At 62.2% G+C, this 25,042-nt stretch carries 12 protein-coding genes and 1 pseudogene; 10 read left to right on the top strand and 3 right to left on the bottom strand.

All coding sequences use genetic code 11. From position 1 onward, the window contains the following. Window positions 1-439: 439 nt before the first annotated feature. From B0G71_RS06690 to B0G71_RS41840, 4 genes and pseudogenes are all read left to right on the top strand, one after another. Entirely contained in the window at window positions 440-10,006 is a 9,567-nt protein-coding gene (locus B0G71_RS06690; RefSeq protein ID WP_116140577.1) for a YDG domain-containing protein, read from the top strand. A 100-nt stretch (window positions 10,007-10,106) separates the two neighbouring features. Continuing rightward, window positions 10,107-11,807, top strand: a complete 1,701-nt coding sequence (locus tag B0G71_RS06685; RefSeq protein WP_116140574.1) for a ShlB/FhaC/HecB family hemolysin secretion/activation protein — start codon at window positions 10,107-10,109, stop codon at window positions 11,805-11,807. Between the two features lie 79 nt (window positions 11,808-11,886). After that, window positions 11,887-12,021 (top strand): annotated as a pseudogene (locus B0G71_RS42595) (hypothetical protein); the annotation flags it as partial. Window positions 12,022-12,088: 67 nt separating this feature from the next. Then, the gene (locus B0G71_RS41840; RefSeq protein ID WP_258875504.1) at window positions 12,089-12,247 is read left to right on the top strand and encodes a hypothetical protein; all 159 of its coding nucleotides are present in this window, start codon (window positions 12,089-12,091) and stop codon (window positions 12,245-12,247) included. A gap of 166 nt (window positions 12,248-12,413) precedes the next feature. On the opposite strand, the gene B0G71_RS06675 is transcribed toward B0G71_RS41840, so the two are convergent. Further along, entirely contained in the window at window positions 12,414-13,886 is a 1,473-nt protein-coding gene (locus tag B0G71_RS06675; RefSeq protein ID WP_258875503.1) for a DUF1254 domain-containing protein, read from the bottom strand. Window positions 13,887-13,919: 33 nt separating this feature from the next. Next, a complete protein-coding gene (locus B0G71_RS06670; RefSeq protein WP_258875502.1) occupies window positions 13,920-15,437 on the bottom strand; it encodes a DUF1254 domain-containing protein in 1,518 nt (505 codons plus the stop codon). A gap of 1,019 nt (window positions 15,438-16,456) precedes the next feature. Between B0G71_RS06670 and B0G71_RS06660 the strand changes: the two genes are divergently transcribed. The 6 genes from B0G71_RS06660 (at window position 16,457) to tnpC (ending at window position 22,979) form a co-directional block, all read left to right on the top strand. Then, entirely contained in the window at window positions 16,457-16,753 is a 297-nt protein-coding gene (locus tag B0G71_RS06660) for a hypothetical protein (protein ID WP_147308655.1), read from the top strand. 492 nt (window positions 16,754-17,245) lie between these two features. Then, the gene (locus tag B0G71_RS06655) at window positions 17,246-18,361 is read left to right on the top strand and encodes a transglutaminase-like domain-containing protein (protein WP_116140568.1); all 1,116 of its coding nucleotides are present in this window, start codon (window positions 17,246-17,248) and stop codon (window positions 18,359-18,361) included. 439 nt (window positions 18,362-18,800) lie between these two features. After that, window positions 18,801-20,384, top strand: coding sequence for an EAL domain-containing protein (locus B0G71_RS06650; RefSeq protein ID WP_116140566.1), 1,584 nt, complete (start codon window positions 18,801-18,803; stop codon window positions 20,382-20,384). A 413-nt stretch (window positions 20,385-20,797) separates the two neighbouring features. Then, window positions 20,798-21,214, top strand: coding sequence for an IS66 family insertion sequence element accessory protein TnpA (gene tnpA, locus B0G71_RS06645; RefSeq protein ID WP_116138916.1), 417 nt, complete (start codon window positions 20,798-20,800; stop codon window positions 21,212-21,214). Next, window positions 21,208-21,555 (top strand): IS66 family insertion sequence element accessory protein TnpB, encoded by a 348-nt coding sequence (gene tnpB, locus B0G71_RS06640; protein WP_116138918.1) that lies wholly within the window; start codon window positions 21,208-21,210, stop codon window positions 21,553-21,555. Before tnpA ends, tnpB begins: the two co-directional genes overlap by 7 nt. A gap of 65 nt (window positions 21,556-21,620) precedes the next feature. After that, the gene (gene tnpC, locus B0G71_RS06635; protein ID WP_116140564.1) at window positions 21,621-22,979 is read left to right on the top strand and encodes an IS66 family transposase; all 1,359 of its coding nucleotides are present in this window, start codon (window positions 21,621-21,623) and stop codon (window positions 22,977-22,979) included. Window positions 22,980-23,678: 699 nt separating this feature from the next. Here the strand turns inward: tnpC and B0G71_RS06630 are convergent. Beyond that, window positions 23,679-24,968, bottom strand: coding sequence for a site-specific integrase (locus B0G71_RS06630; RefSeq protein WP_116140562.1), 1,290 nt, complete (start codon window positions 24,966-24,968; stop codon window positions 23,679-23,681). Window positions 24,969-25,042 lie beyond the last annotated feature (74 nt).

Genomic DNA, 25,042 nt, shown 5'->3' with positions numbered 1-25,042 from the left:
CGGTCGCCCCCCTCCATGGGAGAAACGTCCCGCAGGCCCGCCGGAATGGTTCCGGCAGGCCACGTCGGTGATATATGAAACTCCAGACCGACTCAGGCGTACTTCTGACCTGAGTGAGCCGGATATTTCGTTAGCAACGGCCCGTATTTTTTCGCGGGTTACGCAGAATTCAAGCCATATCCATTTCTTTTCGCGTCAATGGATCGAGGCGGTGTTGTACGTGAACGGCATGCGTTTTTACGCATTGCCCTTTCTCCGTATGGCCAAACGCCGGCGAATGATTCAAAAATAGGGGATGGGCCACTGGATCAAGCGCCTTGAATATGGCCAGTGGGTTTAAACGTGTGGGTTTCCGGCACGCCGCGTCGCGGTTCCATGTCGGGATGGCCTCGATGCCGCGGAAGGGTTGTTCCTTCTCCCACCGAAGTTGGGCGATGCCATGAACCACATCTACCGCTTGTGCTGGAACCGGTCTCTCGGACAATGGGTCGTCGCGTCGGAACTCGCCAGCCGATGCTCGGGCAGCGGCACGCACCGGACACGCGGCCCGCGACGCGGCGCGGCATTCGTCATTGCGTGGACGCTGTTTCTGTGCTCGGGCGTGGTATTTGCCGCGGGCGCCCCGACGGGCGGCCAGATCGTTTCCGGGGTCGGCTCGATCAGCCAGTCGGCAACCACGACCACGATCCAGCAGGGCAGCCGCACGCTTCAACTGAACTGGAAAAGTTTCGACGTCGGCGCTGGCCAGACGGTGAATTTCATTCAACCGGGAGCGAGCGCACTCGCGGTCAATCGCATCTCCAGCAGCACGGCCAGCCAGATTTTCGGACACCTGAACGCCAACGGTCAGGTCTGGCTCATCAATCCGAACGGCGTGCTGTTCGGGCCCTCGGCGCGGGTGAACGTCGGCGGCATTGTCGCCTCCACGCTCGATCCCGATGCGAGCACGCTCGACGGCAATAACCGCCGTTTCTCCGGCAACGGCAAAGGTTCGATCGTCAATCAGGGGACCATCGTCGCGGCCGATGGCGGCTATGTCGCCCTGCTCGGCAACCGGGTGTCCAATCAGGGCATCGTGCGTGCGCGGCTCGGCACGATCGCGCTGGCCGCCGGGAGCGCCGCCACGCTCACGTTCGACGGTTCACAACTGGTTCATATCCAGGTGGACGCAAGCACGCTCGACAATCTCGCGGAGAACCGGCAACTGCTGGTGGCGGACGGCGGGCAGGTAATCATGACGGCCGGGGCGAAAGACGCACTGCTCGCCAGCGCGGTGAACAACACCGGCAAGATCCGCGCGCAGACCGTCGAGGACCACGCGGGCAAGATCGTCCTGCTCGGCGGCATGGAAGCGGGCTCGGTCAACGTGGGCGGCACGCTGGACGCCAGCGCGCCGAACGGCGGCAACGGCGGCTCGATCGAGACCTCGGCCGCGCACTTCAGCATCGCACCGGACACGCACATTACGGCAGCCGCGCCGTCCGGGCGCGCGGGCACATGGCTCGTCGACCCGACCAACCTGACCATCGAAGCCACCGCCGCCAGCCAGATCTCCAGCACGCTAAACGGCGGCACCAACGTCGTCGAGCAGACCACGGCGTCGGGTGCGTCGGGCGCGGGCCAGCAGACGACGGGCGCGGGCGATATCAACGTCAATTCGGCGATCAGCTGGACCAACGCGTCCGCGAGCCTGACGCTGGACGCGCTCAACGCCATCAACGTGAACGCATCCGTGGCCGGCGCGGGTGCGGTGACCATGCAGGCCGGCACCGGCAACCTGACCATCGCGGCGGGCGCGGCGATCACGGGCGGTGCGGGCGTCACGCTGGCGACCGGCGCGAATTTTGTCAACAACGCGGGCAGCGCGGCGCTCAGCACGGGTACGTCGGCGGCCTGGCGAATCTATTCGACCAACCCGACGCTCGACACCGCGGGCGGACTCGCGCCCTCCTTCGTCCAGTACAACGCGCCTCACGGCACCACGCCCGCGGCGTCGGGCAACGGCTTCCTGTACAGCCTCGCGCCGACCATCACCCTCACGGGACTGACCGGCAGCGTGACCAAGGTCTACGACGGCACCGACGCCGCCCCCCTGACCGGCGCGAATCTGCAGACGACCGGACTTGTCAATGGCGACGTCATTGCCAGCGCAACCGGTACCTATGCGAACGCCAATGCGGGCACGGGCATCACGGTCAACTCGCCGACGACGTTTGCAGGCGTCGTCGTCAACACGTCGGGCGGCATTCCGGCTTACGGTTACCAGGCGAGAGGCCTTGCGTCGGCGGGCATCGGCACCATTACGCCCGCGCCGCTCACCGCCAGCATTGTCGGCAACCCGACGAAGGTCTACGACGGCACCACCTCGGCGCCGCTCACGGCCGGCAATTACAGCTTCACGGGTTTCGTCGCTGGTCAGGGGGCGAGCGTCGATCAGGCAAGCTCCGTGTCGTATGCGAGCGTCAATGCCGGCACGGGCATCGCCGTCAACGCAACCCTCACGTCGACCAATTTCGTCGCCAACGGTGGCACGAATCTGGCGAACTACACGCTGCCGACCTCGGCCATTGGGACCGGCACCATCACGCCCGCGCCGCTTCTGATCAGCGGGCTGATCGCCAACAACAAGGTCTACGACGGAACGCGCGCTGCCACGCTCAATTCAAGCGACGCCTCGCTATTCGGCGTGATTAGCGCGGACAGCGGACAGGTTTCGCTCGTGACGAACGGCGCGGCGGGCACATTCGTTTCGCCCAACGTGGGCAACCAGATTTCGGTCGTGCCGTCAGGTTTCACGTTGACGGGAGCCAAGGCGGGCAACTACGAAATTTCAGTGCCGGCCTACCTCGCCGCCAACATCACGCCGAAATCCGTGACGATTACCGGCGTGAGCGCTAACGACAAGGTGTACGACGCCACCACCACAGCGTCGCTCAACCTCGGTAGCGCCACGATCTCGGGACTCGTGCCCGCGGACGCGGGTAACGTGACGCTTGCGACGGGCACCGCCACCGGGACGTTCAGCCAGTCCAACGTGGGCAACAGCCTGCCGGTCTCGGCAAACGGCTTCACGCTGGGTGGCTCGGCGGCGGGAAATTATTCCGTGGCCGCGATTGCCGGCCTTACCGGGAACATCACGCCCGCGCCGCTCACGATCACCTTTATCGGTTCGCCGACCAAGGTCTACGACGGCAGCGCCAACGCCTCGCTGACCCAGTCCAACTACACGATCTCCGGCTTCGTGGGCGACCAGAGCGCGACCCTCAGCCAGAATTCGGCAACTTACGCCACGCCCAATGCCGGCACGGGCATTGCCATAACCGCCGCGCTCAGACCGTCGGATTTCGTGCCGGCAGCGGGCACGTCCATGTCGAACTACACGTTTCCCACTGTCGTGACGTCATCGACCGGCATCATCACGCCCGCGCCCGTCGAAGTAAACATCATCAACAATCCGACCAAGGTCTACGACGGTAACAATACCGCTTCGCTCGGCACCGGCAACTACGAGTTACTCGGTCCAATCCCCGGCCAGTCCATCGCACTGAGCCCCTCGCCGACAACCGGCGCCTATGCGACGCCGAATGTCGGCTACCAGGGCGTGAGCACGTCACTCACCACGGGCAACTTCTCGGCCGGACCGAACACGCTGCTTTCCAACTACGCATTGCCGGTCCTCGCCACAGGCATGGGCACGATCGTCAAACGTCCGGTCAACGGCGAACTGTCGGCATCCATCACGAACAATCCATCGAAGACCTACGACGGCAATACGATCGCCACGATTCCCGCGAGCGACTTTACGTTCACCGGCTTCGTCGGCACCGACAGCGCCTCGGTGTCGCACACCATCACCGGCCAGTACGCGACGAAGAACGCGGGCTCGCAGGGCGTTACCGCCGCGCTCGCCGCGGTGGACCTCACCCCGGGTGCCGGCACGAACCTGAACAACTACTCGTTCCCGATCACCGCGTACGGAACGGGCACGATTCTCCCCGCGCAGCTCACGGTCACGATCATCGGCAATCCGACCAAGGTCTACAACGGCGACGCGATCGCGCGCGTGAACAGCGGCAACCTGCAGGTCGGCGGGCTGGTGAGCGGCGAGAGCGCGACCATCGCGCCGACCGCGCAGTTCAACTACGGCCAAGCCAACGCGGGCAACTGGACCGTGAGCGGCGCACTCGTGCCGGGCAACTACACAGCGGGCAACGGCACGCTGCTCAGCAACTATCTGCTGCCCACGTCCGCCTCCGGTCCCGGCGCGATCACCCCGGCGCCGCTTTACGTCATCAACGCGAACGCCACCAATAAGGTCTACGACACGACGACCGCCGATACCCTCGACGTGAGCAGCGCCTCGCTGTCGGGCGTGGTTTCGACCGACGCGGGCAACGTCACGCTCCACACCTCAACGACCGGCACGTTTGCGCAGTCCAACGTAGGCAGCGGCATCGCCGTGACCGCGAGCGGCTTCAGCGTGTCCGGCAGCGCCGCAGGCAACTACACTTTGCAGCCGCTCACCGGACTGACTGCGAACATCACGCCCGCGCCGCTCACCATCAGCGGCGCGGTGGCTAACAACAAGGTCTACGACGCCACCACGGCCGCCACCATCAACAGTGGCAGTGCGACGCTCGCGGGCGTGCTCGGCACCGATAACGTCACGCTCGCATCGGGCAGCGCGGCGGGCCAGTTCGCCACGCCGAACGCCGGGACGAACCTCCAGGTCACCGCGAGCGGCTTCACGCTGGGCGGCGCCCAGGCGGGTAATTACACGGTCGCGCAGCCATCGAACCTGTTCGCGAATATCACGCCCGCGCCGCTCACGGTGACGATCACGGGCAACCCCGTGAAGGCTTACGACGGCACGACGTCGGTGTTGCTGGGGGCGTCGGACTTCACCATTACGGGCCTGGTGGGCAACCAGAGCGCCACGGTCGCGCAAACCGCCTCGAGCGGCTACCTCTCGCCGAACGTGGGCAAGAACGTCGGTATTGGCGCGACGCTGGAACCATCGGATTACACGTCGGCACTGGGCACCAATCTGTCCAACTACAATCTGCCGACCCAGGCCACCGGCACGCTTGGCGAGATCACGGCGAAGATCATCAACCTGACCGGCACGCGCGTCTACGATGCGACGACGGCCGCCAACGCGGACCTGTTCTCGAGCGCCGGACAGGTTAGCGGCGTTAACGGCGAGACGCTGACCCTCACCGGCAGCGGCACGCTGACGGGCAAGAACGTCGGCGCGCAGATTCCGTTTTCGGGTCCCGGCACGCTGACACTCGGCAACGGCACCGGACTCGCGAGCAACTATTCACTGACCGGTGGCACCGACTGGGTGACCATCACGCCCGCCACGCTCACGGTGCTCAACACGGTGGCGCTCAACAAGGTCTACGACGGCACGACCACCGCCGCCTTGCAGAACGCGCTGCTTTCGGGCGTGCTGGGCAGCGACAGCGTGGTACTGGGAAACGACGCGACGGGCAACTTCAACAACAAGAACGTGGGGACTGCCAAGCCGGTGAGTACCAGCATGACGATCTCCGGCACGGACGCGGGCAATTATGTGCTGGCGCAACCTACGGGCGTGACAGCCGACATCACCGCGACGCTGATCCGGGTGACGGCGAGCGGCATCGACAAACAGTACGACGGCACGACCGCCGCGCAGGTCAACCTCGCCAGCACCGGTCTCGTGACCACCGACGCCGTGAGCTTCTCCGGCTACGCGGCCAATTTCTCCCAGGCCAACGTGGCGAACAACCTGCCCGTCACCGTGACGGGCATCGGGCTGAGCGGCGCCGACGCGGGCAACTACACGCTCGTCGACTCGACGGCCAATACCATCGCGAATATCCTGCCCCGCGTGCTGAATCTGCAGGGCACACGGGTCTACGACACCACGCCCAATGCCGCGTCTACCCTCTTCGCGCCGAGCGGCTCGATCAATGGCGTCAATGGCGAGTCGTTGACTCTGAGCGGCACCGGCACGCTCCCCAGCAAGAATGTCGGCACCCAGGTGCCGCTCTCCAGTTTCGGTACGCTCGCGCTCAGCAGCGGCACCGGCCTCGCCAGCAACTACACGCTCACGGGTGGCACGGATTGGGTGACGGTCACGCCGGCTACGCTGACCGTGGCAAACACCATTGCTCAAAACAAGCCATACGACGGCAACGCCAACGCCCAGTTGACCGGGGCAACGCTGCAAGGCGTACTGGGATCGGATACCGTCGCCCTCGGCAACGACACAGTCGGCCAGTTCAACGACAAGAACGTCGGCACCAACAAGCCTGTCACCACCAGCATGACGGTCTCCGGCACGGACGCCGGCAACTACCTGCTGGTGCAGCCGGCCGGCCTCACGGCCAGCATTTCGACACTGCCGATTCTCGTGGTCACGGCCACCGGCAACAACAAGGTCTACGACGGCAACACGACGGCGACGGTCGCCCTGACGAGCGCTACCGTCGTGCCGGGCGACAACGTCACCTTCAGCGACACCGCCGCCGATTTCGCCACGAAAAACGTCGGCAACAACATCACCATTTCGGTGTCGGGCATCGCCAAGGGCGGTACCGATGCAAACAATTACACGTTGTCGACCACCACCGCGACGACCAGCGCCAACATCACGCCGTTCGTGCTGAACCTGCAGGGTACGCGCGTCTATGACTCGGCCACCAACGCCAACGCAAACCTGTTCGGTACCAACGGTGTGCTTACGGGCGCCGCAGGCGAGACGCTGGCGCTGTCCGGCACCGGCACGCTCGCCAGCAAGAACGTGAACGCCACGCAGCCCTTTGCCGCGAACGGTCTGGCCGGCTTCACGCTCACGGGTATTAGCGGCGCGTTGCCCGGCAACTACACGTTCGCGGGCGGCACCGACTGGGTCAACATCACCCCCGCGGCGCTCGGCGTGATCGGCACGACGGTCAACACGAAGGTCTACAACAGCACGACAGCCGCCACCCTGAGCGGCGCGACCCTTGCCGGCGTCTTCACGAACGACAACGTGGTGCTGGGCAACGACACCACCGGCACGTTCATCGACAAGAACGTGGGTAACGGCAAGGCCGTCACGCCGTCGACGATGACCATCAGCGGCACCGACGCCAGCAACTACGTGCTCACGCAACCCGCCGGTCTCACGGGCAACATCACGCCGCTCGGCATCACGGTGAATGCAACAGCGCAGAACAAGACCTACGACGGCACCACGGCTGCCACGGCAAGCGTCGCCAGTACCGGCGTGCTGCCAGGCGACACCGTGAACTTCAGCTTCACGCCCGGCAATGCAAACTTCGCCACACCGAACGCGGCCAACGGTATCCAGGTCTCCGTCAACAACATCGCGAAAAGTGGCACAGACGCGGGCAACTACACGTACAACGCCGCCGCGACGACCACCGCGAACATCCTGCCTTTCGTGCTGAACCTCACCGGCACACGCACTTACGACAGCACCGCCGGCGCCAATGCCGGCCTGTTCGGCAGCAACGGCGTGCTGACCGGCGCGAACGGCGAAACCCTGACACTCTCCGGCACGGGTACGCTCTCGACGAAAAATGCCGGCACCCAGGTGCCGTTCGCGACCACTGGACTCACGGGCTTCGCGCTCACGGGCAATAACGGCGCGCTGCCAGCCAACTACACCTTCACGGGCGGAACCGACTGGGTGACGATCGATCCGCTGGCCGTCACGGTCGGCGCAACGGCGGCGAGCCGCTACTACAACGGGACCACCGGCGCCACCGCGACGCTCACGCCCACGGGCGTACTGGCCGGCGATACCGTCAACTTCGGTTTCAGCGGCGCGAATTTCGCCACGCCGAATGCGGGCAACGGCATCGCGGTCACCGTGAGCGGCATTTCGGCGAGCGGCGCGGATGCACGCAACTACACCTTCAACGCAACCGCCACGACCGCTGCGGACATCCTGCCGTACATCCTGGTCCTGCAAGGCACGCGCGTCTACGACGGCACGACCGGTGCCAATGCCGCCCTCTTTGGAAACAACGGCGTGCTCGCGGGCGTGAACGGCGAAACGCTGACGCTCTCGGGTAGCGGCACGCTCGCGAGCAAGAATGTGAACCCGCAGCAGCCGTTCGCGGCGAACGGCCTCGCAGGCTATACGCTAGCGGGCAATAACGGTTCGCTGTCCAGCAACTACACACTCGGCAGCGGAGTCGGCGATTCAGTCAACATCACGCCCAAAGCCATCTCGATCACGGCCGTCGGCGAGAACAAGATCTACGACGGCACGACGGCCGCGCAACTCGCCAGCTTTACCGTCAACGGCCTCGTGGCCGGCGACGATGCGTCGGTCGGCTATAGCTCGGCCAACTTCGTCACGCGCAACGTCGGCACTGGCATTCCGGTGGCGGTCGGCCTCTACGGCGGCGGGAGCGATATCAGCAATTACACGTTCGGCAGCCGCGTGATCGTGACGAGCGCCGACATCACCCCGCGCGCGCTCACGATCACGGCCAGCGCCCAGAACAAGACCTACGACGCCACCACCACCGCGGTGCTCAACGGCCTCACGGTGAGCGGCCTCGTCGCGGGCGATACCGCCTCGTTCACAGCCGGCAGTGCGAACTTCGTCTCGCCGAACGCGGGCAACAACATCGAGGTCGACGTGGCGGGCATCGCGGGTCTCGGCAGCGATCTCGGCAACTACACGTGGAACGCCGCCGCGACCACTTCCGCCAATATCACCCCGGCCGTGCTGAACCTGACCGGCAGCCGCGTCTACGACGGCAGCAATCTGGCTGGCGCCAGCCTCTTCGGCGACGGCGGCCAACTGCACGGCGTGGCGGACCAAACCCTCACGCTCTCGGGCACCGGCACGCTCTCGACGCGCAATGCCGGCGCGCAGCAGCCGTTCGCCGCAGGCGGCCTCGGGGGCTACTCGCTGACCGGCAACGGCGCGGCGCTCGCGAGCAATTACACGCTGGCAGGCGGCGTCGACTGGGTGACCATTACGCCGCTCGCGGTGACGGTCGGCGCAACCGGCGCAAACAAGGTGTACGACGCGACGCGCGCGGCTTCGGTGAGTCTGGGCAGCAGCGGCGTGCTGAGCGGAGACAACGTCAGCTTCAGCGCGCAATCGGCCAGCTTCGTCACGCCGAACGCCGGCAACGGTATTCCCATCGCGGTCGCGGGCATTTCGGCCGGCGGCGCCGATGCCGGCAACTACACGTTCAACACGACGGCGCTCACGTCCGCGTCCATCACGCCGTTCGTCCTCGATCTCAACGGCACTCGCGTGTACGACGCGAGCACGAGCGCGGCGGCAAGCCTCTTCGGCGCGAACGGCGTGCTGCAGGGCGTGAGCGGCGAAACGCTGACGCTGTCCGGCAACGGTACGCTCGCGACGAAAAACGTCGGCAACCAGGGCGGCTTCGCGCCCGGCGGGCTGGGCGGCTACACACTGAACGGCAACGGTGCGGCGCTCGCCAGCAATTACACGCTCCTCGGCGGCGTGGACTGGGTGAGCATCACGCCCGCCACGCTCACGGTGGTCGGGACGCGCACGACCAATCGGCCTTATGACGGCACCGTCAACGACGCGCTGTCAGGCGACCGGCTGCAGGGCGTGCTCGGCAACGACAGCGTGACGCTCGGCAACGACAGCGTCGGGTACTTCAACAATCCCAACGTGGGCTTCAACAAGCCGGTGCATACCGCGATGACGATCGGCGGCGTAGACGCCGGCAATTACACGCTCGTGCAGCCCACGGGCCTGACCGCCGACGTCATTACGCCGATCGCGCCGGTGCCGCCGGGCACGCTCGCGGCGGTTCAGGCGCCGATGGGCGACGCGGGTATCGAAACGCCGTACGGCACCGCGGCCGCCACCGCGCAGGGCCATTACACGGGCAACCAGATGCAGGAAAACGTGCCCAATCAGCGCAACGTGGCGCGCCCGGATTTCCGTCCGGGCCTGGCGCTCACGGTACTCAACGGCGGTGTGCGCCTGCCCCCGAATTGATGACGCCCGTGGGAGCCGGGAACGCAAAGGAGCACGGCGGGAACACGACGCAAACTTTCACGCGCGCGCGCACGACCCACGACATCTTCGAACCGAGACCATGATCGAGAACCGCTCGAAGTGCCTGCGCAGAACCCGACTCTGTCTAGCCATCGCTTTCGCCACGGCGGCGTTCGCCGCGTACGGACAAGCCCGCGCGCCTGCGGTCAACGGCGGTGGTCAATTGCTTCAGCAGGTGCCGCAACCTTCGCTGCAGCCGCCCCCGTCGAATCTCGATCTGACGATCCAGCCGCCGCAAAACGCACCGGCGGACAACACCAAAACCTTCCCGGTGCGCAGGATCGACATCACCGGCAATACGGAACTGCCTACGAACCTGCTGCATGACGCGGTGGCGCAAGGCGAAGGCAGGGACCTCACGCTAAGCGATCTGAACGCGCTGGCCGAGCGCATCAGCGACGTCTATCACCAGCACGGCTTTCCGCTCGCCACGGCCTATGTGCCCGCGCAGACCATCGAGAGCGGCGTCGTGCGCATCGACGTGGCCGAGGCGCGCTTTGGCGCAGTGTCGTTGAATAATGAGAGCCGCGTGTCGAACCGCGTGCTCGGCAATACGCTGTCGGCACTGCAGACGGGGCAGCCGGTCAGCGAATTCGAACTGGAGCGCACGCTGCTGCTGATGCAGGACATTCCCGGCGCGGTGGTGGGCTCGACACTGCGGCCCGGCGAACAGGTGGGCACCTCCGACCTGCTGGTCAACGTCACCTCGCAGCAGCGCGTGACCGGCGACGCGGGCGTGGACAACTTCGGCGATCCGTATAGCGGCCGGGTGCGCGGCAGCGGCAACTTGAACATCAACGGACTGTTCGATCAGGGCGATCTGCTGGATTTCAGCGCGCTCACGTCGGGTCACGGCATGACGTATGGGCGCATGGATTACCGCTATCTGCTCAATGGTCAAGGCACGACGCTGGGCGCCACGGTGTCGGGGCTCGACTATCATCTCGGCAGCGATCTCACCGAACTGGAGTCGCACGGTTCGGCGTTCGTGGGCGGCGTAGTGCTCGCCCAGCCGCTGATCCGCAACACGCGTGGCAATCTCTACGGCCAGCTCGAATACGACTTCAGGCGGCTGAACGACAACATCGACGTGATCGGCCTGCAGAACGACCGCCACACGAACAGTCTGACGACTACCCTAGCGGGCGACGAACTCGATTCGATGGGCGTGGTCAATGCGCACCTCGCGATGACCTGGGGCGTGCTTTCCGCCAACAATTTACAGACCGATATCGTCGATCAGCTGGGCGCAGATACCGCGGGTCACTATGTCAAGCTGTCCTTGTCGTTATCGCGACTCCAGCAGCTCACGCGCAACGACGCGCTTTACTTCGGCTTCTCCGGGCAGATGGCGAGCAAGAATCTCGACACGTCCGAGCAGTTCTATCTGGGCGGCCCGGATAGCGTGCGGGGCTACGACGTCGGCGTGCTGTCTGGCTCGCGCGGTTATCTGGCGACATTCGAATACCGCCGCGACGAGACCTTCCAGGCTATCCCCGGGATCTGGCAGTTCTCCGCATTCGTCGATACCGGCTGGGTGCAGCAATTCAAGAATGTGTTCGTGCCCGGGCCCAACACCGGCCAGTTGAGCAGCGCGGGATTCAGCGTGCAGTGGAACGGGCCTGACAAGCTGCTGGTGACGGCGAGCGTCGCGCTTCCGTTCGGACGCACGCCGGAGATACTTAGCGCGAACGCCAACACGTCGGTGCACTGCTGGCTGCAACTGCGCAAAGGATTCTAGACGGGCTGTCCGGCTGGCTAGTCAGGATCAACTTCTCGCGACCACTGGCGATATCGCGACGATCGATGTGAACGGCTGCATGCGCATCACCGATCGTGTGAAGGATGTAATCAAGTCCGGTGGCGAATGGATCAGCTCGATCGATCTCGAAAGCGCGGCTATGGCGCACCCGCAGGTGGCGCTCGCGGCGTCGATTGGCGTGCCGCACCCGAAGTGGGCGGAGCGTCCTTATCTGTACATCGTTCGTCGTCCGGGAACGGCCATCGACACTGGCGAGATGCGTGCGTTTTTCTCGAGCAGCGCGTCGCCAGGGGGTGCCGGAAGGTATCGAGTTCGTCGAAGAAATGCCGATCGGTGCGACCGGCAGGGTCCAGAAGCAGATATTGCGCAAGCGCTATATCGAGCGGTTCAGTCCCGGCGCGAAGTCTGCACAGGGGTAGCGTTGAAGTTATCGGATCTTCCCCGGCGAATCGCGCTTGCCTTCCCGGACTGCTCCAGCATCTGCCCCGAACGAATTGACAGAATGCTCCAACGGCAGCCTGGTAATACGCAGGCTGCCGTCAGCCGGTCTTGGGCTCTCGTCGAGTTTGCTTCAATACGAGCAGATCAGGGAACCCGTTTCAGATCCGGAATCTGCCATTTCCCGCTCAGGATGTCGTCGTTCGGCTGGTACATGCGAAGAATGACGTAGAATCCGCCTTCCGGTGCCGGTAACCAGTTTGCCGCCGCATCTCCGGTAGGTTTGGTGTGCTGGATCGGGACCGTCACTGAGCCGTCTGCCGCTTTGACAAGACCTTGCGTATCGGAGCCAACCTTGTAACGCTTGATCTCGTTGGGCACCAGCATCTTGTCGCCGGCGTTGTACATGGTGATCGACCAGAACGCGTTGACCGGTGGGAGCGTATCGAACTTGATCACGTACTTGTTGGCGCCACTCAGCGCTTTGCCTTCGCTGTCCGAGTAGCGGATCGGGTACATCGCTTCCTTTTCGCCGTTGCCGCCAAGGTAAGGGCCGGCAACCACAGCACGAAGCGGGTAGTTGTAGCCGAAGCTGTCCAGGCCTGTTACCCAGTCCCAGCCGTTGCGCTTGCTGGAGGTGCTCGCGAGTGAAGCAACGGCCACCGCAGGCGCATCCGCAAGCCCGCGCACCATGCCCTTCCGTACTGCCGGATCAAGCTTGGACGGATCGAAGCCTTGCTTGGTCAGGCCGATGCGTGCGAACTGTGCGAACAAAGCCTTGTCGGCCGGCTTGATCGGGTTGACCTTGACTGCTTCTCCCAGATGCACGAAAAAGCCGAGGTCATCGCCATCGATGGCAGGCAATGGCTCGAGAGACGCCTTCGGTGGCATGTAATTCGTTTTATTGATTGCACTTAGAGGCACGAGCTTGAACTGCTTTTGCAGAGCCGTCAGATGAGTCGGCGACTCGCCAGGCAGGACCCGCAGGCGGCCCCAAAGCCATACCTTATCGGTACTGACGTCCAGCCTCTTGACGCCAGCAGGCAGCGTTCCCTTCCAGCCGGGCGGCACGAGCGCGAAACGCCCCGCCTTCGTGCCCGTGGTGCGACGGCCGATATAGTGTTCGAGTTCCTGGTACATGTCGAAAACGTCGACCACGTAGTAGCGGTCATGCGTGTCAGGCACCGTTAAAATCCACGGTTCATCGAGCTTCACCACGGCACTCATGTAGTAGGTGTCATTGTTCGCGGTCGGCATGTCTTTCGCGTCGGGCGATGCCAGTTCGGTGGCCCAGCCGATGGTGTCCATCGGTGCGCGATAGCTGGTTGGCGGCTTCGGCGAAGGTACGTCGGTGTACTCGCGCATCGTTCGCTCCATGCGAACAAGCGGATAGCCCCAGACATAAGCCGAAACTGCCAGTTGATAGCCATCGGTCTCCAGGCCTTTGGCCACGACATCAGGCGTGCCCGGTGTGGTCAGAAGGGTATCCGGGAATAAGGCTGCCAGTGCGCCTGTTTGCCCCGCGAGCACAGCGGCAAGCACTGCCATGGTGACGAGCGACAGTGGCGCAGAGGTATATTTCGATGCACCCGAAACAGAGGGACGGAAGTTCAGCATCATTGCTCCTTGAATATGCGTAGCGTGGAAGTTCTTTCAGGCAGGCTGAAAGTCCGGTAACTTGAAGGTCTTGCTGTTAAGCGCTTCCGTTGGCCCGTACAAACGCATGGCGGGCAACGGGCGCTTTCCGGCGGTCGGAATCCAGTTGGCTTCAAATCCGTCCGGTGCATTTGGGCCCACGTAAATCGTGACGCCGCCGTCCGCATTTTTCTTCATCTTGTCGAGGTCATAGGAAGAAAGCGTTGTACGGTTGGACTCGCTGTAGATAAACGCATTCGTGGCCCGGTCATAGACAGTCAACGCCCAGAACTGCTTGACCGGCATCTGCGCAGGAACATCAAGCTTGTATAGCTTGCCGGCCTCAAGCAGATTTCCATTACTGTCTGCCACTGCCATCAGATACTGCGTTGCGGGATCAGCGCTCAAGACCTTCGGCATATAGGTACACCAGAAGTACTCGGCCGCTCGGTTGATCAGGTCGATCCGGTCATCGTAAGAAAAAGTAAAGGTCTTGTTCTGGTCGGCCTGTAGAAGCGAGGCATAATGCCGATCCGGCCAGAAAAGTTTCTCGTGCGGAAAATGGTCGTACCAGTACTGCAGATAAAACCACGCGTCGATTGCCGCCTGGCGCATCGCTTTCTTCGTCGTCGCATCGGGCGTGAAAGGCTTGCCTTTTTCTATTCCTAGCGACGTGAGCATCCCCATCATCACCTTGTCCTGGGTGTTGACGGGCTCGACGCTTATGATCGCGTGCATATCGTCGAAGTAACGTTCATCGTAAAACGGAAGCGTCGGGTAACGCTCGTCGATCGGGTCGATGAAACGCTGTCTGGGCGGATTCGCGGCTTCGGAAAGATAGTACATCCGCAGTCTTTGCGCGTATTTGTAGGCGTCCGTCGCGGTTTTGCCGGGCGCACGCACCGAGCGGAACGCCAGCGCGATCCTGAAGTTCGGCGAGGCGACATGAAGGTATCCTTTGGGAATGGAGCCCTTGTAGCCCGGCCCCGTGAAAAGAAAGCGCGCTCCTTTACCCTTGTCGATTCCGGACGGGCCGACATCTGCGATCGTGAGTTGCCAGGCATCGACGACCTGTCCGTAGACGCTTCCCTCGGCGCTTGCGGCGGGCACCTCCAGAACGACCGGCCCCTTTCGCAAGTCTGTAAAAGCGGTGATGTAAGGCGTCGTGCTGTTAGCCGTAATCGCTTCGAGCTTTGGCGTAGCCGGAGCAGAGTAGGCAATGATGTCGTTATCTTTAACACCGAGATCGGTAAACGCTGCCCTTCGGAACGTGTAAATCGCGTTCGCGGGCAAATTCCATAGAACCGACTCGAATGCACGTTGATACTTGATCTGGTAGTCGAAGTCCTTGACCGAAGCGGTCGATTGAGGCGGCGGCTGGCCGCCGAGCGGCTCGGACGGGCTGCCCGCACCTGATGCCAGAGGCGTTGTCGCCTGTTGGGCCGAGACGTTCAGGGTTTTTCCGGCGGTCGCTATACCCGCCATCGTCAGCATGGTCACCCGGTGAAAATCTCTGCGCGAAACAGTCATCGTCATGCTCTCCCAAGGTATTTCTAGCGTTGCCCAACCTTTGTATAGTCGGATACTCCAGTTGAATTGACCATTAGGGTTACGGGCAACAGGATTGCCCATCAGGGCAACGATGTGTGCAGGCCGGTGCAGAACAGGGACGCGTCTGAAGTCGGTGCGCAACGTAGTAATCGTGTGAATTCGTCGACTCAACCGAATTGCACGAAAGGGAAATTCGGTTGCCCTAAACCCCTATGGCATCCGACCGGGTGCTCGCGCAAAAATCCAGCGACTGGCGCTCGAAGCGGGCAGAGTGATCTGGAAAATCTGCGCTTCCGCCCCCAATCTAACCGTGGGAAAGCGAATGCCTCATTGCAGATGGCTTGTCTGGGCGGCCGGCAGCATCGCTGCGCTGGCAGCGACTTCCTGCTATGCCCAAAGCGATTCCGACCTGGCAAAGCAACTGAGCAATCCGGTTGCCGCTCTGCCAACATCAATGGCGATGCGGGCGTACAGGCTATGGAATCGAACGTCGTGCGCGGGCTCGAGCAGATGGTTGCAGGATGGAGTCGGTCCCACATGGTGGAGCGCGTTAAGGACCCTAAGAAGGTCCGGCCAATCAATCCGTTTGCACCAATCGCATTGACTGGGAGTTTGGTGCTACATCACGCGCTCTAGGTAAAGTCTCGGCTGCAAGTGGCTGAACCGAACTGCGGTCAAGGAGCAGCTGTGAAGAAAATTGGACTTGCTTTACTGGTGGTCGCGGCCGCGCCGGGCGCGTTCGACGGTCAATACGTACACGCAGGTTTGGAATCCGCTATGGGCTCGCGAGACGAGGCTCCGTCACGTCAGGTTTGCACACAAGTCCACGAATCAGATAACCGCGGCTGACTGCGGATAAGACACGTTCGATTGCCCGCGCCCTCAGCCGGCTTCACGGGGCCAGTGTTTATTGGGACACGCTAGGTGAGCGAGAAAGGCAGCACTAGCGAGGCGGACACTATCGGAGCTGGCGTTGCGCGAGCGATGCCGTACATGTCAAGAAAATGCATCAGCGCAGCGTGGACGTCCGCGCTCGTTCTCCGGCACTGCGGCGCGCACTGACAATGGGGCAGATGTTCCTGGATGAAGCGCTCGATCAGAGCATCGCCGACATCGTGAAAGGCAGCATGTTGTTGTACGGCCCAGTGCAAAAAATGCGCGACACAGCGGAAGTAGCATTCCACGGTCGGTACGGCATATCCATGTTCCGTCAAATAGCGAATGTACGCATCGGCATGCGCTTCCAGGCCAGCCTCGGCGAACCATCGCCTGGCAAGAATATGGCCAGATCTGAGGCGTGAGCATTTTGGCATGGCGACTCTCCTCGAAAAATGAAACCGCACGAGGAAATTAATGCAAATTATGGAAGGTTGCGGCGCTTGCCATGCACGCATCAGGCCCTGCAAACAGATGCCACCGCTGTCACTTCGGCGCTACCCTTCGATAACTACAAAGTAGCGATAGGAGCCATCTGTTGCTGTCGATCCCAACGCAGATGCTGTTGCTTCGGCCGCGCGTGGAACCCAACTTCGCTCAGGGCAAAGTGTGCGGGTGACGCTAACAGGTATCGCGTGTCTGTTGGGCGGCGGGCGTCACGAGGCGTTTTCAGCACGCTGCCCGCAAAGACAATTTCTTGTTTAATCAATGGCGTAGAGCGATACGACGGATTGGCACGTCGCATGCAATGTTGGTTTCAAGCCAGCGTTGCCTTGCGCGCATAGCGTAAAACGGCATCGGGAGGCTTCGAAACACCAGGCGCATCGGCGCCCGGTGTGGCTTCCGGGAGTTTACATATGCCGCTCGCTCGACTGCTCCTCTGCTTTCTCCAGTGCTCGTTCGCGGCCGCGATGCTTTTGCCCGCCGTCGTGGGCGCCGCGAACCTGCCGGCCCCATCGCAACGCTATGCATCCGGCACGCACGACGCGGGCCCCGGCGATTCGGCCACGCCTCACACACTGAAAGCTGGTATCGAGCGCCTGCGCACCGGGACGTGGTGGGAAGCCAACCGCAAGATCCGCCCGGAGCTCGCGCAAGTCGGAGACCTGATGTTCCTCCTGCCGCTTGCCGACACGAAGCTCGAACCATCGTCTGACGCGATCGGCCGCGTGCAGCGCCTGCGCGAAGCGCTGCGCACCCACCTGACGCGCGAACCCGCCGGCTGGACCCGCCTCGTTGCGCAAGTGCGGGCAGAGCGTGTCAAGGCCGGCGATGCGTCAGCCGTGCTGCTCGCCGACGCGCTCGTCAACCAGGTTCGCTACCGCGACGGAACCGACGGCAGCGACTACGCGCCGGCGCGGTTCTTCGCCGAAAGCGGCGTGTGCAAGGATTTCGCCGTCGCCAAATACCTCCTGCTGCGCGACGCGGGTTTCGACATCGCGCGGCTGCGTCTCGCCTCGCTCGCGCCACGCTACAACAACACGCCGGACGACTGGCATGTCATCCTTGTCGTGCAGATCGACGTCGCAAGCGAACCGCTCGCACTCGATTCACCGAGCGCGCCGACCGCCAAGCGCACCGGCGATACGACCAATGTAGCATCGGCTTCGAGCGGTCCGTCCGCGCTGCTCGGCGCGATCCTCGCTGGCCGAGAGCCCGCCGACGCGGTGCTGCGCGCGCCCGCGGGACCGCTTGCCACGCCGCTCAGCCGGTCGGGCCAGGCGCGGCGGCCGCTTGCGACAGTGTTCAATGAACAGGGGAGCCGGTCATTCGAACGCGCCGCGCCGGGCGCACTGCGGCGCGCGCCGGCGGCCGGCCGAAACTCGAACGCGATGTATGTCGACGAAATGGGTAAGCCATGGAAAGTCGACGGCTCAGGGACGTTTCCGAAGTGGCGCGTCGCCGATGATCAGGCAGATGAGCTGGCGAAGCCGGGTCCGGCGGCTGGGCTGATACGCGTGGTGGCACGCTGACTGAAGCATGCATGGCGGGCGCCCGACGCCGCCGCGATAAGGGTACTCACGAGAACGTACCTGCATGCCGTCCCGGTGTTGGAACGGACTTCGGCCTTTGCCGACGTTGAAGGTGGCTGAATCCTGTGTCGGCAGCTTGCCGGGTTGCCGACGTCGGTGATGTCGCGCGGCCGGACTTCGGTTGCTTCATTAGCGAACTCACACTTACGACCCGAAGCGGACTCAGGCGACTAAGCTATAAACGCCCACTGCCCGTCGAAGATCGGCCGTTCGCATTCGCCTTGGCGCGGATAGAGGGCGCATTAATCAGACGCATTGAAAAAATAGCTCCAGATACTATCCTTCATGCTGACATCGTAATTCCACCCGTTCGCCCCTGAGCATGCCGCACCTGGGGCGCGAAGCCTCCCTTACGGTCATTCACGATGAGACTTGCGAGATGATCAAGCGGCTGTCGCTTATTTCTGCTTCCATCGCACTGGGCTGCATAGTTACAGTTGCCCCAGTACTGACCAGCATCTATATCGCCGACGAGGATGCAGAACGTCGCGAGCAGGAAGATCTGCAGCAGTTCGCCGCGAAAGCTGTGATGCGTGTGGAGCTTGTCACCTACCAGGCATTCGCCGCTATTGCTGACATGGAGGCGCTCCGCGGCGATCTCTGCTGTCCCGACCAGGTTGCACAGTTTGCCCGCGTGGTTTTCAATTACCGGTACGTGCAGGATGCTGGTGCTTACGGTGGCGGACAATATCTGTGCTCACCGCTTTCAGGCGACGTTCGGGCGCAACAACTGACGATGCCTCCGCCCGATCGGAGGACCAAAGACGGCTATCTGATCTGGTTCAGGCATAAGAACCCCCTCAGCGGCGAGCGTCAGGATATCCAGATCGGCCGCAACGGACGCTATGTCTCAATTGACCCGCAGTCCTTCGTCGATGTTATCGACCCCGCTAAAAGACCGATCGCGGTGGTCAATGTCGAGACGAACACAATCCTTGCGTCGTCACCTGGTGCGGACGCCGACGACATGCTCAATGCATGGAAGGTGGCTGGGCACATGAACAATGAACAGTGGCACTACGCTGTCGCCCGTTCGTCAAGCCGGCCCCTCGGTGTGGTAGTCAAGTCTCCGCGCAGTAGCCTCGTGGGCCACTGGCCTGGTTTGCTCGTGATGTGGCTTTCGATTGGTGTCGTTGTCGGAGGTGGGCTTGGTTGGCTTGCGTTCAGGCGAATCTCTCGGCAACTCTCCTTCCCAGCGACGCTCGGATGGGCTATAGCACGCAAGAAACTCGACGTGGTTTTCCAGCCGATCGTCCGCATCACGACCGGCGAATGCGTTGGCGTGGAAGCGCTCGTCAGGTGGAACCTGAACGGACGCTACATCTCGCCGGAAATCTTTGTCGCGGTCGCCGAGCAAAACGGCCTTATTCAGCAATTGACGGACCTCGTACTGGATAAGACGATTGATGAGTTGTCGAAGCTGTTGCGCTCGCGGCCTTCGTTCTACGTCTCAATCAACGTGAGTAGCGAGGATTTGCGGACGCGCCGTTTCCTGAACGTTCTTACGGCCCGGTTGCAGGAGACGGGTATCCGACCTGCTCAGGTCAGAATCGAAGCAACGGAGCGAAGCTTCATGGATGCCGAAGCAACGCAGCAAACAATAGCTGCATTCAGGGACGCTGGCCACCCTGTCTATATCGATGATTTTGGAACCGGGTATTCCAGCCTGTCGTATCTGCAAACCTTTACGATCGATGTCCTGAAAATCGACAAGTCATTTATCGACACCATTGCACAAGATGCAGCATCCAGCGTCGTCGCGCCTCATATCATCGAGATGGCACACGAACTGGGGGTGGAAATCGTGGCGGAAGGCGTCGAGCGCGATGTCCAGATCGAATATCTGGTGCAGAGAGGCGTCCAGTATGGACAGGGCTGGTTGTTTGCGAAGGCCATGCGGGTCAATGAACTTATCGTCTGGCTTAACGAAAGCAGATCGACGCTTCAGCCGCTCCATCAATAATCCTGGTGCGCAATGCAATACCACGCGTGCCCAATGCACCTACGAACCGCAACTGCCCGACGACACCACTTTCCGGGGGATGCTGAAAACCGATCGTCTCTTGTACCTGGAACAGCAGACGTCTCCGAGTCTGATCCGCGGGTCGGAAAATGGCCGAGAGCACGAGTTCGTCTAGAGATCAGGATGCCTTATTGAGCTGACGAGATCGCATTCCAGACCGCGGGCGCAGTGGAATTCATAAGGCCGAGTTTCGCAAGGTTGAACTGGCGTTTGCAAATGTTGCATCAGCTCGGTGCCGGCCAACGTGGTCGCCGCGCTCCTGAAACGTTTGTGACGTATCCGTCAGCGCATCCCGTCTTGAATGCACGTAAGCGCGGTGCGAAGGTGATGCCATCGTAACGAGGAGCAATGCGATGGACGACGCAACGGGAGAGGCCGCCGTACCGACGGGCGCACGACGCCCCCGCCAAGGCGAAGCCTTCTGGCGCGAGATGGTCATGGCGTGGACCACAAGCGGACTGGGCCTTCGACGTTTCTGTCGTGAGCAGGGGCTCGCCGTCAGTACCTTCGGCCTGTGGCGCAAGAAGCTCTCGAGCGAGCCACGTGCAGAGGCGCACCCGCTCGCGTTCACACCAGACGCGGCATTTATCGTTTCCCATCCGGACGCCGCGCCAGCCACACCTGCTCCACCGTCGACGGCGGACGCTTTGTCGTCTTCGCGTGATCGGGTGACGTTGTCGCTCGCCGGTGTTCGCATCGAGCTGACCGGTGCTCATGCCGAGCGCATCGTGCGTTTCGTGCTCGGACAGCTCGGCGGTAGCCGGTGCTGATCGCAGCGGAGGTCCGTGCGTATATCTGCCGTGAGCCGGTCGACATGCGCAAATCCATCGACGCCCTGTCGTATCTGGTCGAACCACTGCTTGCCCAGAACCCTGTCTCGGGCAATCTGTTCGTGTTCGTCGGGCGGGACCGCTCGAAAGTCAAATGCCTATACTGGGATCGCACCGGCTTCGCACTCTGGTACAAGCGCCTTGAACGGGGCCGCTTTCCATCGCCGTTGGCGCTCGCGCAACGCGGCTTCACGCTCGCCGAACTCAACGCCTGGCTCGAAGGCATTGAGATCCCGGCGCGCGAGCCGCATCGCGCCATCGCGGTGACGCGCGTGAGCTGAACACGCTGTCACCTGCGCAGATACGACGCTCCCCGATCTTGTAAACGTAGCGCGAGTTGGGCATCATGATAGCCATGCCGCCCACCGCTATCACTGTCGCGGAATTGCCGGTCGAGCCCGACGCACTGCAAGCCTTCGCGCTCGAACAGAACCGGCTGGCATGCGTGCTGTGGGAGCAGCTGGAAGCGCTGCAGCACCAGATTGCCCAGGCGAACCGTGCCCGCTTCGGGGTCAGCTCCGAGCGGCTGGCGGGCCAGGCGGAACTGTTCGATGCCACCACGGTGTTACCCGTTCCGCCCGAGCCCGCCGAGGTTCCGGTCGCAGGCCACACCCGCAAGGGACGTCCGGCCCTGCCGAAGGACCTGCCGCGCAAGCACGTTGAATATGATCTAAGCGATGAGCAGAAGGCGGCATTCGATACGCTCGAGCGCATCGGCGAAGAGCGCAGCGAGACGCTGCACTACGAGCCGTCCACGCTCACCGTTATTGAGCATATCCGTTTCAAGTACGCGGCGAAGAAGGATGGCGAGTCGACCATCGTGACCGCAAGTGCCCAGCCCTCGCCGCTGCCGAAGAGCAATGCGAGCGCGAGCCTGCTGGCTAACATCCTGGTCAACACCTACGTCGATCACCTGCCTTTGAACCGGCAGGAGATGCGCTATGCACGACGCGGTGTGCACCTGCCCCGGGCAACGCTGTGCGAATGGAAGCTGGCGGCAGCCGAACTGCTCGAAGTGCTGCTGCCACCGCTACGGGCTCACCAGTTGCAGGCCCCCCGCATGCACGTGGATGACACGACGTTGCCGTTACTCGAGAAGGGTCGCACGGCGACGCGCACCGCGCGATTATGGGGCTATCTTGGCGCCGGCCAACGCGAAGAGAATGGTGTCTGGGTCGACCACCCGCCGGCGGTCGTGTTCGAGTTCGCCGAATCGCGCTCCGGTTCGCATCCGCTGCGGTACCTGCAGAAGTACAAAGGTTACCTGCAGGCGGACGCATACAGCGGGCATGGCGCACTTTACGAAACCGGAAACATCGTCGAGGTCGGATGCTGGGCCCATTGCCGCCGACGCTTCTTTGAAATCGCGAAGGCGCAGAGCAAACCGGGACTCGCGGCGCAGGCGCTGCAGTGGATTGCCCGCCTGTACGCGATCGAGTCGCGGATCAAAGACCACACGCCCAACATCAAATACGCGGCGCGGCAAACCGAGGCGCTGCCGGTGCTCATGCAGTTCCGGCAATGGCTGGAAGGTAACGTCATCGGTTTGCCGGCTCAGGCGCCGCTCGCGAAAGCCTTCGGCTATGCGTTACGTCACTGGCAGGCCCTGATTCGCTACACCGATAGCGGTATCCTGCTGCCGGACAACAACGCTGTTCATGCCGCTAGCGGCATGAATGACGCTGTTATCAATAGGCCGTACTAGTATCCAACGCGCATTCCTGGTTTTCCTAAGCGAATGAACTACTGCTCCGCCGCCCTACAGTTGGACCGCTGGCAGCCCCCGAGCCGTCAGAAATGGGACTGCGTTACCAGTAAACAGGTTGTCGCGAGCACAGTTCGCGCATTGATGTACGAGTCTCAATCTCGTGAGCAGCGAATGCGCGCCGGCCCCTCGACGCGACCCAAAATTCCGCTTTGTTCCCGGGAGAGCCGTCCGTCCTGTGGGGGCAAACGTGGGGGCAAAATCGCCCCAAAACGAAAAAGGCTCTCAGAGCCGAAGCCATGAGAGGCTTATATCTATTGGTCGGGGCGAGAGGATTTGAACCTCCTACCACCTGCACCCCATTAAAGGATCGATCTTAAAGCCACAGCGCCTGCTCCCTTGCCCGTTCCGAGCCTCCGTCTTAGTTTAGATCCTGTGTGATCCCAGCGTTTTACGTATACGAATACGTATACGCGCTGAAAGCTCAGAATACTTCCTGTTTGAAATTAGTGACTTAAGTTATATATTCGAGTCCTCTCCTGGCACCAAGCAGTGTTTGACATGATAAATAGGAATTCGACTCATGAAGAGCATTTCCTACGTAGTACAAAATTCTTTTTGTTGCCGTCCAGCGGTGAACATGGCGATTCAAGTGCGAACGGGTATTCTTGAGCACACAGAAGTTCGAGCTCAAGCGATCTACTCACGAGTCTTGGCTGTCTGTGCCAGCACTAGGACGCTCGCCTTTGAATTCGTAGCAATCCAGCCGTCCAGCATATCTGCCCACGCCTGGAGCATCGCCCTCCTCTGCTCTGCATACTCCGCCTTGTTGTAGACCGCGCGCACGCCGCGCTGTTCGTGAGCGAGGCATTTCTCGATCCAGTCGGTGTTGAACCCTGCTTCGTGCAACAGCGTGCTGGCCGTCCGACGCAGATCATGTACTGTGAAAGGATCAAAATCTGTCCCGCCGTCGCGTATCAGCTTGACCGCGCTGTCAATAACGCGGTTCAGAGTCGCCATACTTATTGGGGAGGCCGTCTCATAGCGGCCAGGATGCACGTACGAACTCGCTCCGAAGCACGTCTTGAATGCGACCAGAATGTCCAGAGCCTGTTGGCTCAGATAGACAATGTGGGGGCGACCGGCCTTCATCCGTTCCTTCGGAATTGTCCAGACTGCGGCGTCGAAATCTATCTCACCCCACATCGCCAGAATGAACTCGGACTTGCGCACCAGCGTGAGCAGCATGAATCTGATAGCGAGGCGCAGCGTAGGCATCGTCGGCGTCTGTTCCAGTGCACTGAAAAACACATGGATTTCGGCAGGCGACAGTGTCCGATCTCGCGGCTTGAAGCTGGCGATCGCAGACGGGCGGATGGCCTCCGCAGGATTGTCTACCTTTAGTCCCCGCGCCTGCACGAAACGGTAAACCTGCAGAACGATGTCACGCGACTGCACGGCAGGGGCCGCAGCACCCCTCTCTTTGATCTTCTCACAGCGCGCCATCAATCGTGCGGGCGTGATTTCTTCCAACTTCAGCCGGCCAAATTCCGACGCGAGATTCCGCTCGTACACCGATTTGCGCATTGCTCGTGTGGAGTCGGCAAGAGTGGTCTCCACAAAGTATTTCTCCGCCCACTTACCAAACGTGAGCGCCTCGATCGCCTCGACCCTTTTCTCGACTTTCGCACGTGACGGGCTTTCGCCGCGTTGGATCGTGCCGTACGCATGGTCGCGTAGAAGCCGGGCTTCCGGGAGGCTAATAGCCATTCCGAATCCGAGTTCGTCTGGCTTGCGTGGCTTCCGCGCGGAAAGTGATGGATCGTACCGGCCGATAACCAGCGTTTCCCGGCGACCGTTCACCCGGTAGTCGTATCGGAAGCTCACTGCGCCTGAAGGCGTCACTGCCGCATATAGTCCACGCTGATCGGCAACCTTGTAAATCTTCTGAGCCGGCTTTAGCGCTCGCAACTGCATGTCTGTGAGCATAGGGACTCCTCGAACGTATACCGTCAACCGATACCGTCAGACTGATTTGACGGTATCGGACAAGGCCGTCCGAG

Source organism: Paraburkholderia sp. BL27I4N3 (assembly GCF_003386115.1).
Classification (GTDB): Bacteria; Pseudomonadota; Gammaproteobacteria; order Burkholderiales; family Burkholderiaceae; genus Paraburkholderia.
Note: the sequence above shows the minus strand (reverse complement) of the source record. Positions and strands in the feature narration are given on the sequence as shown.

Coding starts and splice junctions, on each gene's coding strand:
- B0G71_RS06690 (WP_116140577.1), top strand. CDS start 440: ATGAACCACATCTACCGCTTGTGCTGGAACCGGTCTCTCGGACAATGG.
- B0G71_RS06685 (WP_116140574.1), top strand. CDS start 10,107: ATGATCGAGAACCGCTCGAAGTGCCTGCGCAGAACCCGACTCTGTCTA.
- B0G71_RS06675 (WP_258875503.1), bottom strand. CDS start 13,886: ATGATGCTGAACTTCCGTCCCTCTGTTTCGGGTGCATCGAAATATACC.
- B0G71_RS06670 (WP_258875502.1), bottom strand. CDS start 15,437: ATGACGATGACTGTTTCGCGCAGAGATTTTCACCGGGTGACCATGCTG.
- B0G71_RS06660 (WP_147308655.1), top strand. CDS start 16,457: ATGCATCAGCGCAGCGTGGACGTCCGCGCTCGTTCTCCGGCACTGCGG.
- B0G71_RS06655 (WP_116140568.1), top strand. CDS start 17,246: ATGCCGCTCGCTCGACTGCTCCTCTGCTTTCTCCAGTGCTCGTTCGCG.
- B0G71_RS06650 (WP_116140566.1), top strand. CDS start 18,801: ATGATCAAGCGGCTGTCGCTTATTTCTGCTTCCATCGCACTGGGCTGC.
- tnpA (WP_116138916.1), top strand. CDS start 20,798: ATGGACGACGCAACGGGAGAGGCCGCCGTACCGACGGGCGCACGACGC.
- tnpC (WP_116140564.1), top strand. CDS start 21,621: ATGATAGCCATGCCGCCCACCGCTATCACTGTCGCGGAATTGCCGGTC.
- B0G71_RS06630 (WP_116140562.1), bottom strand. CDS start 24,968: ATGCTCACAGACATGCAGTTGCGAGCGCTAAAGCCGGCTCAGAAGATT.